Here is a 16,745-nt window from a genome sequence, read left to right as displayed (position 1 = left end):
TCACCAACTACGTCGCCAGGTCACTGCTCGAATCAGGCGGATTCAGACCGAAACTACACTCTTAATTCTGAAGAGCCGCTTATCCGGCGCCCATGACTGTGCCAGCGCTGGCGTCAGATATTGCCGGGCCACCTGAAAGTCGTCACTCACACCTGTTCCGGAGTCAATGAAACCGCGAATAATGCTCTCCGGCGAGGCTCCATCCACGGGGGAAAACTGCTGCAGGCTCACATTGACGGAGTTGTTCCGTGGCGCCAGCGGATCACTTTTACCCACGGGCCCCTGCATGGGGATGGTGGCGCAGCCGCTCACCGCCAGAAGTACGACGACGGCCATGGCCCACAGCGCCACCGGCCAGTTCCGCCTGGTGTGGGCCGCCGGACGACGAGTGTGGGCCGCCGGACGACGAGTGTGGGCCGCCGGGTGCTGAGCTGTTCTTGCCGTGATACCCATCAGCGATTCACCTTTTCAGAACTAGTGATTCCCGGATCTTCGGGATCGGGTCCGCGCTTTTCCTGGTTCTTAGCCGCCTCGGGCACGGACTTAATACTGCCCAGGGCTCCCACAACCCCCAGCGCACCGGTGTGGGTCAGAACTGGGGAGGTGTTTAGCGTACTGGAACTGCCGGCCTGGCCGCCGTCGGGAGGTAGCGGAACCGGTGAATGGGTCAGAACTGTGCCACGTTTGCGCGGCAGTGTGAGGCGGAAACAGGAGCCTTCTCCAATGACGCCCCAGGCATCCAACCAGCCATCATGCAGGCGGGCGTCCTCCATCGCGATGGAGAGCCCCAAACCGCTGCCGCCTGTGGTACGGGCACGGGCCGAATCTGCGCGCCAGAACCTGTCAAAGACGTGGCCAAGAGCCGCCGGAGACATTCCGATGCCGTAGTCACGCACGGCCACGGCTACAGCGCTCTCGTCCGCTGAGACGTAAATCTTCACCGGGTTTCCTTCGCTGTGCTCCACCGCATTCAGCACCAGGTTGCGTAGAATCCTGTCAATCCGGCGCGAATCCATCTCCACCACGCACTTGTGGCTGCGCAGGCGGGTCACCACAGAAAGCTCTGCCTTGTTCGCCTCGGCCACTGGCATAGCCCCGTCAATGACTGAATGGATGACGGAGAAAATATCCAACGACTCCACATCCAGATCTGCCACACCAGCATCAAAGCGGGAAATTTCCAACAGATCAGCCAGTAGCAGCTCAAAACGCTCCACCTGGTGGAAAAGCAGCTCGGAGGAGCGTTTATTGATGGGGTCAAAATCCTCGCGGGCATCGAAGAGTACCTCAGCGGCCATGCGCACTGTGGTCAGCGGTGTGCGCAGTTCGTGGGAGACGTCCGAGACGAAACGCTGCTGCATCTCTGAAAGCGCACCGAGTGCGGTGATCTGATCCTGCAAGGAGGTGGCCATTTTATTGAATGAGGTGGCCAAGCGGGCCATTTCATCCTCACCACTGACGGCCATCCGTTCTTCAAGCTCACCGGCCGCCAATTTTTCTGACACGGCGGCTGCCTCACTGACAGGCTTCACCACGGTCCGTGTGACGTACCAGATGATGACACCAATGAGCAGCAGCAGAATCCCACCGGCCAGCCACAACACTGACTGAATGTAGTTCAACGTCATCTGGGCGGTGTTCAGGTCATAGATCATGTACAGCTCGTAGTGGGTGCGCAGCAGTTCCACTTGGCTGCCCACCACAACGGCCGGGCTGAATCCGGACTCGCCCGTGGGCAGCGCTATTGACTGCCAGAACTGGCCGTCGGGATCGCTTTGGACTGCCTCACGGAGCTCGTCCGGGATGATGGCAGTAGTGACACCGCCGGAGTCCGAGGAGCTGACGGCAAGGCGGCTAGTTTGGCCGGGAATCTTCACCATCAGGTACTTGCGGTTATCGTCTGCGCCACCCACTTCCAACAACCGCAAGGTGTCCCCCACATAGGTGGACACACGCGGCTGATCGCTCAGGCTCGCGTTGGAAAAACTCTCCTGAACTTGCGTGGCGCCACGGGCGGATTCTTGTTGCGCCTGAGTGAGCCGCTCCTGGAAGAGTCCATTGGAAATCTGTCCGGCCAGGTAGCCGCCAACACCCACCACAGCCACGGAGGCAATGATCAAGGTGGTGGCAACCGTGCGGAACTGCAAGGACACGCGCCAACGCCGCGTCCACCAGCGCCTAATCCAAGCAAAAAATTGCGCCACGAAACGGCCTGCCGCAGCCAGAAGACCAAGGGCCTTGGCGAGCAGTGAGATAACTACTCCGTGCGCGTTGTTATCCGTGGCGGGCACAGTGTCAGCCTCAAAATCCGGGGCAGCCAAATCTCCGACGTCGTGCGGCTGCGGCTCTTCACTCATGGCTTGCTCACTCGAGGCGCACGGGATTCAGCGCTTACTGCCCGGCCTTGTAGCCAACACCGCGAACCGTCAGAACCACTTCGGGAGCCTCGGGATCGCGTTCAATCTTGGAGCGCAGACGCTGAACGTGGACGTTGACCAGGCGCGTGTCAGCAGCGTGGCGGTAACCCCACACCTGTTCCAACAACAGCTCGCGGGAAAATACCTGCCACGGCTTGCGGGCCAGGGCAACCAGGAGGTCAAACTCCAGCGGGGTCAGGGAAATCCGCTCCCCGGCGCGGCGCACGGAATGCCCGGCCACATCGATGCTGATCTCGCCGATAACAAGGGTTTCAGGGGCCTTGACATCGCCGGGACGCAGCCGGGCACGGACACGGGCTACCAACTCTGCGGGCTTAAAGGGTTTGGCCACATAATCATCGGCACCAGATTCGAGCCCACGCACCACATCCGAGGTATCGGATTTAGCCGTCAGCATCACAATGGGCACATCAGATTCGCCACGGATCAGGCGGCAAATTTCAATGCCATCAATTCCGGGCAGCATCAAGTCCAGCAGGACCAGATCGGGCTTGCTGGACTGGAAAATTTCCAGGGCCTTGGCGCCATCGGCACAAAAAACCGGGTCAAACCCGTCATTGCGCAGAACAATGCCAATCATCTCGGCCAGTGCTTCGTCATCGTCAACAACTAAAATACGTGCCTTCATACCTCTATATTTGCCTATCAACGGCCCAAAGACCCCATCGACGCTCCACAGAGCACTGCAATAGTTTCGGTCATGCCCTGTAATTCACAGGGTAAAGAGGGTTCTTCCCGATAGGGTTTGATGATGGACGTAGCAACGGGCTGATTCCGCTGCGCACCTAGATTGGTTTCTTGGCCTCACTTTCGGCTCTTAGATTTTAGTTGGATCTCGCGGCGCAGACCCGCCGTTTAACACTGCAGTACACGAATTTCACGGGGAAAATTTCAGGGAGCATGATGACGCAGGAATCACAGGGACAACAAGACCAGCCAGATCACGCCGACCAAGCCGGTCAGCCGGGGCAGGGTGGCGTCCCAGGTCAGCCGGGGCAGGGTGGGCAACCGCAGTACCCTGCACAGCAACCGCAGCAGCCTGCCCAACAACCGCAGTACCCGGGCCCGGCTCAGCAGCCCGCGCCTCAGTACCCTGCATCCCAATACCCCGGCCAACCCCAGCAACACCAGCAGCCGCAGCAACCTCAGTGGGGACAATACGCCGGCCAGTCCCAGCAACCTCAGCAACCTCAGCAACCTGCATCGCAATACCCCGGCCAGCCCCAGCAACCTCAGTGGGGACAGTACGGCCAGCCCCAGCAGCCCCTCCCCCAATACCCGGGCCAGCCTCAGTACCCTGGGCAGCCGCAATACCCGGGCCAGCCCCAGCCCGGATACAACACGTACTTGGCCCCACCCAAGCCCGGCGTCATCCCGCTACGGCCTTTGGGGTTGGGTGAGATCCTGGACGGGGCTTTCCAGGCTGCCCGCCGCAACGGCAAGGCCATGTTCGGCTCGGCCCTGATCTTCCAGCTAATCACCGTGGCAGCCACGCTTCTGATCATGTTCCTGGCTTTAGGCAAGTTCGTGTTCGGCATGATGGACGGAACCGTGTTCTTCGACGAGAACAACCCCGCTGACATGGATTTCCTTGTTAGTTCGCTGTTGGGATTCTCTATATCCATAGTGGTGACGGTGTTCTTGTCCACCCTGCTGCAAATGGTGCTGCAGGGCGCGTTGGTGGTTCCCGTGGTTCGGTCAGTGCTCAACCGGAAAACCACTTTTGGGCAGATGTGGCAGCTGACCAAGCCGCGCATTGGCAGCCTGCTATTACTGGCGGTCCTGTACGCCGCGGCATCCTTGCTGGCCGTACTGATTTATGGCGCCCTAGTAGTTGTTCTGGTGATTTCCGTGGGTTCCACGGGCTCCGACTCCGCAGCTTTGGCAGCCGTTGGCCTGGCCATCCTGCTCAGCCTGCCGTTTGTGGCTGTGGCGGTCTGGATCGGTACCAAGTTACTGGTTGCCCCTGCCGCAATAGTGGTGGAGAACATTGGCGCATTTGACGCTGTGAAACGCTCGTGGCAGTTGACTTCGCGCAACTGGTGGAGGACGTTTGGGGTAGCCATTCTGGCCGCGATCATCGCCTCCATCATTGGTGCAGTCATCACGACCCCTGTCAGCTTCATCGTGGGCCTCATTATGGGCATGATGAGCGTGCAGGCCACCGCGGAACAGGCTCTGATGCAGACCATCATCGCCCAAGTCATCTCGGCTGCCATCGGAGCCCTTGTCGGAGCCATCACGCTCGCATTCCAGACCGGTGTCATGGCCCTGATCTATGTGGATCTGCGCATGCGCCGCGACGGTTTCGACATCATTTTGCTCAAGGAATCTGAAAGCGGCAAGGACGACGGCGGGATCCCCGGTTCTCCTGTCCCCGCCGGCCTGATCCCGGGCGGGCCCGCACCGGATCCCTCCCAGTACCCCGGCAACTACTGACCGCCGGGCGCTCCTCTTGGTCTCCCTATCCTTGCCATTGACCCTTCTTCCTCTAGAAGTCCCCGTCACCCCGGGGGCTGACCAAGCACGCCGTTGGGCTGCTGAAGAACTGGCCAAACAGGCCTATCAGGACGCCAAACCCGGTTTGGCACAGCAAATCCTGGACCTCTTGGGACGCGCGTTGAGGGAGTTCCTTTCAAAAGTGGGTTCACCAGCCGGAAACCTGGGCCTGGCAATCACCATTGGGCTGGTACTGCTGGCCGTGCTGGCCATCATCTTGATCATCCGGCCGCGGTTGAACCGCAAAAAGGCAGAGGCCAAGGCAGTCTTTTCCCCCGATCAGACCCTCTCTGCCCAACAACACCGCCAACTGGCCAAGACCGCCGCGCAGGCAGGCGATTTCCAGACAGCGGTCAATGAAGCGTTCCGCGCCCTGGCCCGGGCCGGTGAAGAACGTGATGTCACGGCCCGAACCCCTGGCCGCACCGCAGTGGAAATTGCCACCGAACTGGGACTGGCCTTTCCTGGTCTGCGCACCGAAATTCAGCGCTCAGCCAGCCTCTTCGCGGGAGTTCGCTATGGAAAAGTGCCGCCCACCGCGTCCATGTATGAACAATTACTGGCCACTGATACTGCCATGGCGCAAACAACGCCTGTCTACGCAGATAACTTCGCGGGGGTAGCCCCGTGACCGCTCCCCTGCCCGCGGCAATAGAATCAACCGCATCTGCTCTCGCTGTCCCAGAAAGTAGCAACGGTCCCGTATTCCAGGCCGAGAACAGCACCCCACGGCAGCGGCTGGCCCACTGGTGGCGACACTGGCGGTTCTGGCTCATTGTCGGGGCAGTGTTTGTGCTGTTGTCAGTACTGACGTTCCTTGCAGCCACTTCAGGAAACCGCAGTCTTGACGCTCTGGCTATCAATAACCCCGCTCCCGCCGGAGCCCAGGCAGCGGCGTCAGTACTGGAGAATCAGGGAGTCAATGTCATGGCCACGGATTCCCTGGCCAAGACAACAGCAGCCCTATCTCACAACGCGTACGGTGCCAGCACCGTGTTGTTTTACGACCCAAGAAATATTCTCACCCCAGCCCAGGTTTCGGAACTGGCAGCTTCCGTGGAAGAAAATGGTTCCCGGCTGCTAGCCATCACCCCCGGACCCTTGACATTGAAGCGCCTCAGCCCAGACTTCAGCGCAGCCGGCAGCACAGCCGGCAGTTCTCGGGTAGACGCGGGCTGCACCAATGCCGACGCCCAAGCCGCTCGCTCCATCAGCGGTGGCGGAACAACCTCAGCCCTGAATGAGGGCCCACCCTCGGGAACCCTGCGGCTCTACAAGGGTGCACAGACCTGCTTTAGCCCTGCCAGCGGGAGCAGCCCGGCGGGAGGAGGTCTCTTGGCGAGTAACAGCTCCGGTGACATCTTCGCGCTGGGGTTTTCCGGCGTCGTGAATAACCACTACCTGGACCAGGCAGGAAATGCTGCCCTGACGTTCCGGTTGCTGGGCAGTAGGCCTGAGCTGCTCTGGTACACGGCTTCACTCAATGACATTCCACCGGCACAAAGCCCGCCCAGCCTAGCTGAGCTGACCCCGACGTGGATGTTCCCAGCCGCTGCGTGGCTCATGCTGGTGGCCGTGGTGGGTGCACTGTGGCGAGGGCGCCGGAATGGGCCGCTGGTGCAGGAGCCGCTGCCGGTTATTGTGAAGGCATCTGAAACCATGGCTGGCCGTGCCCGGCTCTACCAGGATGCCCGTGCCGTCGAAACAGCCACAAACACGCTCCGGCATGCTTCCATGACCCGGCTGGCACACGCCCTCCGGTTGGGGCACGGCGCCGAACCGGCCGCAGTCGTAGAAGCCGTCGCCATAGCGAGCAGACGCCCCAGCACGCAGGTGCATGCCATCTTGCTGGGCGCTGCCCCCACATCTGAAAAAGACATGTTAACCATCGCCGCCGAACTTGCGGCATTAGAGGAAGAAGTGGCACGTCGATGACCATGCCCCACCCGGAGACGAACCCGGAATCCTACCCGCAGCCCGGCTACCCCGCTCAGGCCGCTCCGCAGTACCAGCAGCCGGCTCAGGCGCAGGTTCAGGCGCAGCCCGGCTACCCTCAACACCAAGCACAGCAGCAAGCACAGTACTCAGAGTCTGCTCAGATTCCAGCCGCGCCCAGCCCGGCGGCTCTGGCCCTGTTGGCGGTTCGTGCCGAGGTGGCCAAGGCCGTGGTGGGTCAGGATGACACCGTGACCGGTCTGCTCATTGCGTTGCTGGCCGGTGGGCATGTGCTCCTTGAAGGCGTGCCCGGTGTGGCTAAGACACTGCTGGTGCGGACACTGTCAACAGCGTTAAGTTTGGACACCAAACGCGTACAGTTCACCCCGGATTTGATGCCCGGCGATGTGACAGGCTCACTGATTTACGATTCCAGCACCTCTGCCTTCACCTTCCGTGAGGGTCCCGTGTTTACTAATATCCTGCTGGCCGATGAAATCAACAGGACACCTCCCAAAACGCAGGCGTCCTTGTTGGAGGCGATGGAGGAACACCAGGTGTCCGTGGATGGGATCTCGCGCAAGCTGCCGGCTCCGTTCATGGTGGCTGCCACGCAGAACCCGGTCGAATACGAGGGTACGTACCCCCTGCCCGAAGCTCAGTTGGACCGTTTCCTACTCAAACTCACCATGGATCTGCCGGGCCGGGATGATGAAATTGAAGTGATACGCAGGCACAGCTTGGGCTTTGACCCGCAGGATCTGCACGCCGCCGGAGTACGCCCTGTGGCCGGTGCCTCCGAGCTGGAGCAGGCTCGTGAGGAAGTTGCACAGGTCACTGTGGCGGGCGAAATCCTGGCCTATGTGGTGGACTTGGTGCGGGCTACCCGCACGGCGCCTTCTTTCCAACTGGGTGTTTCGCCCCGTGGGGCCACAGCCATCTTGAAGTCCGCCCGGGCGTATGCCTGGCTCTCTGGGCGGGCCTTTGTCACCCCCGATGACATCAAGGCGCTGGCGCTGCCCACCCTCCGCCACCGTGTTGCCCTGCGCCCCGAAGCCGAGATGGACGGGGTTGCCGTAGACGGGATACTTCTCTCAATCCTGGCCACCGTGCCGGTCCCGCGCTGATCGGCACACGCTATGGCTATTTCGGGCAGGTTTTTCTTTTTGGCGCTGGCAGCCCTAATCCCTATCGTCGCCTTTCCCGGTCTACTGACGTGGGTTCTGGCCGTATCCGTTCTGCTTCTGGTCCTTGTGGTGGATGTGGCGCTGGCGGCCTCACCCCGTCAAGTTGCCGTGCGCCGAACTCTGCCTTCCGGAGTCCGGCTGGGCGAGCCCGCAACAGCCGTGCTGCGGCTCTTCAACAACTCATCCGTCATGTTGCGGGCCCAGGTCAAGGACGGCTGGCAGCCCTCAGCCGGTGCTCTCAATGCACTGGCGCAGGTCCGGATCAGGGCCGGCGAAAGAGCAGCGCTCAACGTTGACTTATTGCCCACCCGGCGAGGAGATTTAGCAACCCACCACGCCACTATCCGCTCCTTTGGCCCCCTGGGGATGGCCGCACGGCAACACACCATTACGGCACCTGGAGTGTTGCGCGTGCTGCCGCCCTTTCACTCCAAACGTCACCTGCCCTCCAAATTGCGCAAACTGCGTGAGCTCGATGGCAAGGCCGCCGTACAGATCCGCGGTGCCGGCACGGAGTTCGATTCGCTGCGTGATTACGTCCGTGGCGATGATGTGCGCTCTATCGATTGGCGCGCCACTGCCCGGCGCCAGGACGTAGTAGTGCGCACTTGGCGGCCGGAACGTGACCGCAGGGTAGTCATTGTGTTGGATACTTCCAGAACCTCCGCCACCCGGATTGAGGATGAGAGCGCCCTCGACACAGGCATTGAAGCGTCCTTGCTGCTGGCCGTCTTGGCCGAGCGGGGCGGGGACCGTGTGAGCTTGGTGGCCTACGACCGGCGTGTCCGGGCCAAGGTTTCCTCCACCGGCAAGGGCAATATGCTCAATGCCATGGTGCAGGGCCTGGCACCCTTGGAGCCTGAACTGATTGAGCTCAACGCCCAAGGCATCGCCGGGCAGGTCCGCGACGTCACTGCACACCGCGCCTTGGTGGTTTTGGTGACTTCCCTCGATGCCGGAGCCGCCGAGGAAGGCCTCATTCCCTTAGTCACCACGCTCTCACAGAAGCATCTGGTGGTTGTGGCCTCAGTGCGAGATCCCGCGCTGGAGCGGGCGCGCTTGGACCGCTCCACCAGCACCCTTGCCTACCGGGCCGCCGCCGCCGAATTCGCTCTCAACCGGCGTGAAGCCATCACGGCCTATCTCAAACAGGCGGGCGTGGAAGTGGTTGACGCTGCGCCCCAAGAACTGCCGCCCAAACTGGCAGACCTGTACATCCGGCTCAAGGCGGCCGGCCGGCTCTAGGGCTGGCCAGCTCCAAGGCAGAGAAACGCTAGGAGTTGCGAGTATCCCCGAGCGCCGCCGCCACCTCCAACGACCTGCCCAACACCGCCCGTGCCGCCTGAGGAGAGACGCCCGCGAGGCTTCCCTCCGGGGTGATCCGCAGCTGGTTGAGCCCGGAGTCGGCCAGCCCCAGCTTCCGCCACGGGCGCATAATCCGCTCCACCAAAACAGCATACGACGGCGGAACCTGCCCGGCACTGGCCGCCCCAGCCCCAGCGGGTAGCGTCCCAGCTGTCAGCAGCCCCGCGGGCACAGTCCCAGCCCAGATACCCAGGCCCGATTCGATGGCACCCGCCAGATGCTCCCAGTGCCCGGCGTCAAGAAGCTGCAGTGGCAGCGCCACTGCATCAACACCGCATTCCAGAGCCATTTCCAGTCCACGGCGCCACTGCTCGGACTCCGCGGACAAACCGTTGGTGTTTCCACTGCTTTTTTGGCCGTTGGCCCCGTTGGCAGGACCTGGCAGAGACAGACTCGAGGCCTGGCCCAATCCTGTCTCGGCGGGGGTCAGATTCAACGCCACCTGCTCGAATCCGGCGTTCCGCGCCGCTGCGCACAAATCATTCCAGCACTGGCGAACTTCGGCACGGCCAACAGAACGCAATGTCCGGTATCCCGATGCGGTGGGGATACTGCCGGCCAGGATTGCTCCAATATGCGGCTCATCCACTTGCAGTGTCAGTGCGGCCCCGGGTACGGCGGCCTGCACCTTCCGGGCATGGACCTCTAATCCGGCAGCCAGTGACTGGGCAATATCTCGCCGGGCCCCGTAGTCCGCCAGTGCGCGTTCGCCATAATGCAGGTGGATGGCTGCCGCCAACGAGAACGGGCCCACCACCTGGACCTTCAACGATTCCGGTGAGAGCCCGGCGGCACCAACCACGTCAGCGAGTACATTGATATCCGTGGACAGAGCAGATTCAGCACGCCTAAAGTCCAGCCCTGGTCTGTCAACAAAGCGCCAACCATACGGCTGGGTGTCCACGGCCAGTTCTTGGAGCAGCACAGCCGTACGCCCAACTTGTTCCGAACCCGGGCCACGGGCTGGCAGCTGGGGAAGGAATGGCAGGTGCGGGCCGGGGAATACGCCCACGGAAACCTTGGCGGCCTCCTCCGGATCTACTCCGGGCCAGGGGCCCAGGGCTGTTGCGGTGGGTGCTTCAGGGAAGGCCGGGGCCTGCTCCTGTGAGGGGGCCGGGGTGTGCTCGGGTGAGGGGATCACTGAGGCGCCGTGCCGCTGGCGTCCATTCTGGCAGCAGTCTGCGGATCCGCCACAAACCCCTGCCCATCTAGGCTGACTACGGGAACGCCACCCGTGGCCGCCGCCGCAGAATGGCTTTGCGAAATGGCCTGGTGGTGGTGAATGACCTCGCTGATGATGAAATTCAGGAACTTCTCCGCGAAGGCGGGGTCCAAATTGGCTGACTCGGCCAGGGCACGCAGGCGGTGGATCTGCGCCTTCTCACGGTTGGGATCACCGGCAGGCAGCCTGTGCTTGGCCTTGAGAATCCCCACGCGCTGGGTGGCCTTGAAACGCTCAGCCAGCAGGTACACCAAGGTGGCATCAAAGTTATCGATGCTGGAGCGGATGGACAATAGCTCAGCCATGACGGCCGGTTCCACGGCTCCGGTCAGCGAACTGGCCGCCGGGTCAAAGTCGTCGACGGACAGGTGTTGTGCGTGGCTCGATTCGCTCATGAAAACAGTTTAGGCGGTGCCCGGCGCGGACAAAAATACTGTCCATGCCAGGCACCGCCTCTTACTGTGCCAGCTAGTTTACTTTGCGCCCAGCAATGCTTGGTGGAGCGCCCGGCGTTTGGCCTGCTCCTCCGGGTTGGGCACAGGCAGTGAGGCGATCAGACGCTTGGTGTAGGCGTCCTGCGGGTTGCCCATGATCTGGTTCCCGATCCCCTGCTCCACCATCTTGCCCTTGTAAAGCACCCCAACCCACTCGGCCAGGATGTCCACCACGGCAAGGTCGTGGCTGATGAACAGTGCCGCAAAGCCCAGTTCGTTCTGAATCTCGCGGAATAGCTCCAGTACCTTCGCCTGCACCGAAACATCCAGGGCAGAGGTTGGCTCGTCCGCAATGAGCAGCTTGGGCTTGAGCGCCAGGCCGCGGGCCAGTGAGGCTCGCTGACGCTGCCCGCCGGAGAGCTCGTGCGGAAAGCGCTTGGCGTAGGCCGCCGGCAACTGCACCGATTCCAGCAAATCGGCAACCTTCTTGGAGACCGCCTGGCTGTTCAGATCGGTGTGAATAAGCAGCGGTTCCGCCACACATTCGCCAATGGTCAGGTGCGGGTTAAAGGACGCCGCGGGATCCTGGAAGACAAAGCCAATGTCTTTGCGCAATGGCCTAAAAGAACGCTCCTTGTAGTTGAGCATCTCGTAGCCGAGCACGTTCAAGGAACCGCCTGTGGTGCGGTTCAGCCCTGCAATGGCACGGCCAATGGTGGTTTTGCCCGAACCGGACTCCCCCACCAGACCAAAGACTTCTCCGGCACTGATAGTGAAGGAAACCTTGTCCACTGCCTTAAAGGCGGGGCTGCCCAGACGGCCAGGATACTCAATTTCCAGATCCGTGGCCCGGACCAAAACTTCCTTATCCTGGAAGGCTCGTTCGGTGAAACCGGCAGAGGCAGAATCGCGGCCCAGGTGCGGCACAGCGGCCAGAAGCTTCTGCGTGTAGGCCTCTTTGGGCGCGGCAAACAAAGCTGATGCGCTGGCTTCTTCCACCACATCACCTTCGAACATGACCACCACCCGATCGGCCAGGTCAGCCACCACCCCCATGTTGTGGGTAATCAGGACAATGGAAGTTCCGTAACGGTCCCGCAGATCACGGAGCAACTCCAGAATTTCAGCCTGCACGGTGACATCCAGCGCCGTGGTGGGTTCATCGGCCACAATCAGGCCCGGGTTCAGAGCCAGTGCCGCGGCGATGACAACACGCTGTTTCTGTCCACCGGAGAACTGGTGAGGATAATAATCCACACGCTTCTCCGGCTCCGGAATGCCCACCTTGCCCAGCGCCTCGATGGCCAACTTGCGGGCTTCCTTCCTGCCCACACGCTTTCCCTCGGGACGGTGGGCGCGCAGCCCCTCAGCAATTTGCCAGCCCACCGTGTAGACCGGGTTCAGGGCCGTTGAGGGTTCCTGGAACACCATGGCCACGTCGCGTCCACGGATCTTACGCAGTTGTTGCGGGCTGACCGTAAGGACGTCGTTACCGCTGATGATCACGGCGCCGCTGCCCTGGGCGGTCTCTGGCAGCAGACCCAAAATGGCCTTGGCCGTCACCGTCTTACCGGAGCCCGATTCACCCACAATGGCCACAATCTCCCCCGGGGCCACGGTGAAGGAAACATCCTTCACAGCGGGAACATCCCCTTGGTCCGTGGCGAAGGTGACACGCAAATCATCGATCTTCAGGACCGGCCGCGGTGTGCTCTCCCCGGAGGGTGTCCCACTAACGGCTGCCTTTTCTGTGGAGCGGCTCATGCTTCCACCAACTCCTCTTGCTTCTGAGCGCCGTTTTTCTTGGCCTTCTTGCGCCCCCGCAGTCGCGGATCGTTGAGATCATTCATAGATTCACCCAGCAACGTCAGGCCCAGCACCGTCAGCACAATGGCGGCACCCGGGAACACACCCGTCCACCAGATACCGGCGGTGGCGTCCGACTGCGCATGGTTGAGGTCATAACCCCACTCTGCCGCCGCGGATGGTTCAATACCGAAGCCCAGGAAGCCCAAGCCGGCCAGGGTCAAAATGGCCTCGGACGCGTTCAAAGTGAAAATTAGCGGCAGCGTCCTGGTGGCGTTCTTGTAGATGTGCCGGGCCATGATGCGCACGCTGGAGGCGCCCACCACAATGGCAGACTCCACAAACGGCTCAGCCTTCAGACGGATAGTCTCGGCGCGGATCACTCGGAAGTACTGCGGGATGAACACCACCGTGATGGAGATGGCGGCCGCAAAAATACCCGACCACATATCCGAACGGCCCTGGCTCAGCGCAATGGACATGACCATGGCCAGCAGCAGTGTGGGGAACGCGTAAATCGCATCCGCAACCACCACAAGAATCCTGTCCAGCCAGCCGCCAATATAGCCGGAGACCAGACCCAGAATCACACCAATGAAAATAGAGAGCGCAACGGCAACAACAATCACTATGAAGGCAGTCTGGGCCCCCCAAATGGTGCGGGAGAAAACATCGTAACCTCCCGCCGTCGTGCCCCAAATATGGGCCGACGACGGCGCTGCCTGGGTCAGATCAAAGCGTTGGGTTGCACCGTAGGGGGCAATCAACGGCGCCAAGGCGGCGGTCAGCAAGAAGATCAGTGTCAGAACAATGCCGGCAACGAGCATGCCGCGCTGGAGTCCCACACTCTTTTTGAGTTGGGAAATGACGGGTAAGCGGGAAAAAAGTGACTTTTTATTCTCCACGGCCTAGTACCTCACCCTCGGGTCAATCAAGGCAGCAATAACATCCACGATGAAGTTGGTGACGGCTACAATGACGGCCAGCAAAGCGACAATGCCCTGAACAGCTACGAAGTCACGCGCTGTGAGGTAGTGGGCCAGCTGGAACCCGAGTCCCTTCCATTCGAAAGTTGTCTCGGTCAGGACCGCGCCGCCAAGCAGCAATGCAATCTGCAGACCCATAACGGTGATGATGGGAATCAGTGCGGGCTTGTATGCGTGCTTGGTGAGGAGGCGGTATTCGCTGACGCCCCTGGACCGGCCGGCTTCAACAAAGTCCTTGTTGAGCGTGCCGATCATGTTGGTGCGCACCAGCCGCAAGAAGATGCCTGCGGTGAGCAGACCCAAAGCTACGGCGGGCAGTACGGCGTGATGGGCAACATCCCAAAACACGTCCATGTTGCCGCTGCGCAGGGCATCGAGCCAGTAGATGCCCGTGGGCACCTCCAGCTGGGCCATGAAAATTTCCGTATTTGTGGTGCCGCGTCCCGCCACAGGGAACCAACCGAGCCAGATGGAGAAGACCAGCTTCAGGATCAGGCCGGCGAAGAATACCGGGGTGGCGTAGAAGGCGATGGCCAGGACGCGGGAGATGGCATCCTGCCACTTATCACGCTTGTAAGCGGCAATCATGCCCAGGGGAATGCCGATCAGCAACGCCACAACCAGTGAGTTGATGGCCAGTTCCAACGTTGCCGTGCCGTAAGTGGCCAGCATGTCTGAGATCAGTAAGTTATCAGAGATGGTGCGGCCAAAGTTGCCTGTGGCTATTTGTCCCAAGTACTCGATGTATTGGACGAAGAGGGGCCTGTCATATCCGGCCTCGTGAATACGTGCCGCCAACTGATCCGCCGGCAGCCGTCCGCCCAGGGCTGCCGTAATGGGATCGCCGGTCAGGCGCATCAGGAAGAACACCATGGTGACGAGGATAAAAATGGTGGGGAAGATCAGAACAAAGCGGATGGCGAGGTACTTGCCCAGGCTGCCGCCAGCTTTCTTCTTACTCTTGGGGGCCTGGCGTACGGGTTCATCCGCCGGCAGGTCAATCAATGCGGTCATGTGCGCCTATTTCTTTTGGTACCGTGCTCTGCAAGGGCACTTCTCTCGTGAACCGCACAAAGGGCGGGGCGTCCTTTTCAGAAAGCCCCGCCCACTGCGCAGTGATAGATGTTTCGGTAATTACCGAAGCTCCCTTACTTGGACAAAACTCCCAGACGGAACTTGAAGGAAGCGTCCAGAGTGTCCTTGGTGCCGTTGACAGCTGCACCGGAAACCGCAACCTGGGCACCCTGCAGCAACGGCAAAGTGGAGAGGTCCTTGGATTCCGTGGTCTGAATCTCTTCGATCATCTTGGTCCGCTTGGCGGGATCATTGGTGGTGACCTGCTCGGTGATCAACTTGCGCACTTCGGGGTTGTCGTAGTGGTTAGACAGGAAGTTGTTATCGCCGAAGAACGGAGTGAGGTAGTTATCAGCATCAGAGTAATCAGGGAACCAACCCAGCTGGTACATGGGGTAGGCATCCTCGGTGCGCTGTTTGGCGTAGGAAACCCACTCAGTTTGCTGCAGGTTGACCTTGAACAGCTTGGTGTTTTCAAGCTGTGACTTGATCGCTGCGTACTCATCTCCTGAGGATGAGCCGTAGTGGTCACCGTTGTACTGCAGATCCAAGGTCACCGGAGTCGGGACGCCGGCGTCGGCCAGGGCCTTGGCAGCCTTAGCAACATCGGGACCACCGTTTCCGTCGCCGTACATGCCCTTCAAGGGCTCGATGGCACCGGTGAAACCGGCGGGAACTGGAGAGTACAGGGGCAGGTAGGTGCCCTTGTAAACCTGGTCAGCAATCTTGGCCCGATCAATGGAATCGGCCATGGCCTGGCGCACGGCCAAGGACTTCGCTGCATCAGCATCAGGGGTCTTGGCACCGAAGGGCATGGTGTCGAAGTTGAACACGATGTAGCGAATTTCGCCACCGGGGCCAATATCAACCTTGAGGTTCTTATCGGTCTTGAGGCTCTCAATGTCAGTTGCCGTCAGTGAACGCCAAGCAACATCAATGCTGCCCTTCTGAACTTCAAGCTTCATGTTGTTGGAGTCAGCGAAGTACTTCATCGTCACCGAATCAGACTTGGCCGGGCCCAACAGGCCCTTGTAATCGGGGTTCTTCTTGAAGGCGATGAGCTCGTTCTTCTTAAAAGAATCGATGCTGAACTGGCCAGCGAAGGCCTTGCCCTTGATGATGTCATCATCGGTGGTGATGGAATCTGCACTAAAGACGCTGTCATCAACAATGGGACCGGCCGGGCTGGTCAAAACCTGGGGGAAGGTCTGATCGTTGCCAACCTTGAGCTTGAACACCACGGTGGTGGCATCCGGAGCTTCCACGCTAGCCAAGTTACCCAAGAGCGAGGACGGGCCGTTGACATCGTTGATCTTGATCTGACGGTCAAAGGAGAACTTAACGTCCTTTGAATCCAGCTCGGTTCCGTTGGCCCACTTCAGGCCTGCCTTCAACTTCACGGTGTATTCCGTAGGAGAGGTGAACTCGGCTGATTCGGCCAAGTCCGGCTTGGGATCGGCGCTGCCCGGTTCGGAGTTCAACACAAACGGGTAAATCTGGTTCATGACCATGAACGAACCATTGTCATAGGATCCGGCGGGGTCCAGAAAGGTGATCTTGTCCGTGGTGCCCACAATAACGGGGGCTCCGGCGGCACCGTTGCCACCTGAGTCGCTTCCGCCTGAAGGACCCGTGCATGCCGTCATGGCGAGAACGGAGACGCCAGCAACGGCAATCACCGAACTCAGTCCAAATTTATTCTTAGCCATCAGCAAACTTTCTCTTGTGCGATAAGGTGGGCGCCGCCACATTACGTTGTGTGACGATGCCCACTTCCCTGATAGTCAATCTTTATCAGA

At 60.6% G+C, this 16,745-nt stretch carries 15 protein-coding genes; 5 read left to right on the top strand and 10 right to left on the bottom strand.

Annotated elements, in window-relative coordinates:
- Nucleotides 1-42 precede the first annotated feature (42 nt).
- The 4 genes from CVS29_RS14770 to CVS29_RS14755 all read right to left on the bottom strand — a co-directional run bounded on the left by CVS29_RS14770 (nt 43) and on the right by CVS29_RS14755 (nt 3,749).
- Entirely contained in the window at nt 43-453 is a 411-nt protein-coding gene (locus tag CVS29_RS14770) for an LpqB family beta-propeller domain-containing protein (RefSeq protein WP_146213071.1), read from the bottom strand.
- Nucleotides 453-2,357, bottom strand: coding sequence for an MtrAB system histidine kinase MtrB (gene mtrB / locus CVS29_RS14765; protein WP_110107089.1), 1,905 nt, complete (start codon nt 2,355-2,357; stop codon nt 453-455). Before mtrB ends, CVS29_RS14770 begins: the two co-directional genes overlap by 1 nt.
- A gap of 34 nt (nt 2,358-2,391) precedes the next feature.
- Nucleotides 2,392-3,066, bottom strand: a complete 675-nt coding sequence (gene mtrA, locus CVS29_RS14760; protein ID WP_110107088.1) for an MtrAB system response regulator MtrA — start codon at nt 3,064-3,066, stop codon at nt 2,392-2,394.
- 287 nt (nt 3,067-3,353) lie between these two features.
- Nucleotides 3,354-3,749 (bottom strand): hypothetical protein, encoded by a 396-nt coding sequence (locus tag CVS29_RS14755; RefSeq protein ID WP_146213070.1) that lies wholly within the window; start codon nt 3,747-3,749, stop codon nt 3,354-3,356.
- Between the two features lie 36 nt (nt 3,750-3,785).
- On the opposite strand from CVS29_RS14755, the gene CVS29_RS14750 reads away from it, so the two are divergent.
- The 5 genes from CVS29_RS14750 to CVS29_RS14730 are packed head-to-tail and all read left to right on the top strand — an operon-like array spanning nt 3,786 to nt 9,304.
- Nucleotides 3,786-4,877 carry a DUF7847 domain-containing protein gene (locus tag CVS29_RS14750; RefSeq protein ID WP_110107086.1) on the top strand — a complete coding sequence of 364 codons (1,092 nt, stop codon included), beginning with the start codon at nt 3,786-3,788 and terminating at the stop codon, nt 4,875-4,877.
- Nucleotides 4,878-4,914: 37 nt separating this feature from the next.
- Nucleotides 4,915-5,568 carry a DUF4129 domain-containing protein gene (locus CVS29_RS14745; RefSeq protein WP_170120999.1) on the top strand — a complete coding sequence of 218 codons (654 nt, stop codon included), beginning with the start codon at nt 4,915-4,917 and terminating at the stop codon, nt 5,566-5,568.
- Complete coding sequence (locus CVS29_RS14740; protein ID WP_110107084.1) at nt 5,565-6,872, top strand: DUF4350 domain-containing protein; 1,308 nt, start codon at nt 5,565-5,567, stop codon at nt 6,870-6,872. The genes CVS29_RS14745 and CVS29_RS14740 overlap by 4 nt, the downstream gene beginning before the upstream one ends.
- On the top strand, nt 6,869-7,999 hold the full coding sequence (locus tag CVS29_RS14735) for an AAA family ATPase (protein ID WP_245932259.1): 1,131 nt from the start codon (nt 6,869-6,871) through the stop codon (nt 7,997-7,999). Before CVS29_RS14740 ends, CVS29_RS14735 begins: the two co-directional genes overlap by 4 nt.
- A 12-nt stretch (nt 8,000-8,011) precedes the next feature.
- On the top strand, nt 8,012-9,304 hold the full coding sequence (locus CVS29_RS14730) for a DUF58 domain-containing protein (RefSeq protein WP_110107083.1): 1,293 nt from the start codon (nt 8,012-8,014) through the stop codon (nt 9,302-9,304).
- A gap of 28 nt (nt 9,305-9,332) precedes the next feature.
- Here the strand turns inward: CVS29_RS14730 and CVS29_RS14725 are convergent, their stop codons facing one another.
- The 6 genes from CVS29_RS14725 to CVS29_RS14700 form a co-directional block, all read right to left on the bottom strand.
- A complete protein-coding gene (locus CVS29_RS14725) occupies nt 9,333-10,565 on the bottom strand; it encodes a uroporphyrinogen decarboxylase/cobalamine-independent methonine synthase family protein (protein ID WP_308467747.1) in 1,233 nt (410 codons plus the stop codon).
- Nucleotides 10,562-11,041, bottom strand: a complete 480-nt coding sequence (locus CVS29_RS14720) for a chorismate mutase (RefSeq protein WP_110107082.1) — start codon at nt 11,039-11,041, stop codon at nt 10,562-10,564. Before CVS29_RS14720 ends, CVS29_RS14725 begins: the two co-directional genes overlap by 4 nt.
- Nucleotides 11,042-11,119: 78 nt before the next feature.
- Complete coding sequence (locus tag CVS29_RS19115; RefSeq protein WP_110107081.1) at nt 11,120-12,844, bottom strand: ABC transporter ATP-binding protein; 1,725 nt, start codon at nt 12,842-12,844, stop codon at nt 11,120-11,122.
- Nucleotides 12,841-13,791, bottom strand: a complete 951-nt coding sequence (locus CVS29_RS14710) for an ABC transporter permease (RefSeq protein WP_110107080.1) — start codon at nt 13,789-13,791, stop codon at nt 12,841-12,843. The genes CVS29_RS19115 and CVS29_RS14710 overlap by 4 nt, the downstream gene beginning before the upstream one ends.
- Nucleotides 13,792-13,794: 3 nt before the next feature.
- Nucleotides 13,795-14,886 (bottom strand): ABC transporter permease, encoded by a 1,092-nt coding sequence (locus tag CVS29_RS14705; protein ID WP_110107079.1) that lies wholly within the window; start codon nt 14,884-14,886, stop codon nt 13,795-13,797.
- Between the two features lie 134 nt (nt 14,887-15,020).
- Entirely contained in the window at nt 15,021-16,655 is a 1,635-nt protein-coding gene (locus tag CVS29_RS14700) for an ABC transporter substrate-binding protein (RefSeq protein ID WP_110107078.1), read from the bottom strand.
- Between the last annotated feature and the right edge of the window lie 90 nt (nt 16,656-16,745).

Origin of the sequence: Arthrobacter psychrochitiniphilus (assembly GCF_003185915.1) — a bacterium.
GTDB lineage: Bacteria > Actinomycetota > Actinomycetes > Actinomycetales > Micrococcaceae > Specibacter > Specibacter psychrochitiniphilus.
The sequence above is the reverse complement of the archived record's forward strand: the minus strand, read 5'-3'. Positions and strand labels throughout refer to the sequence as shown.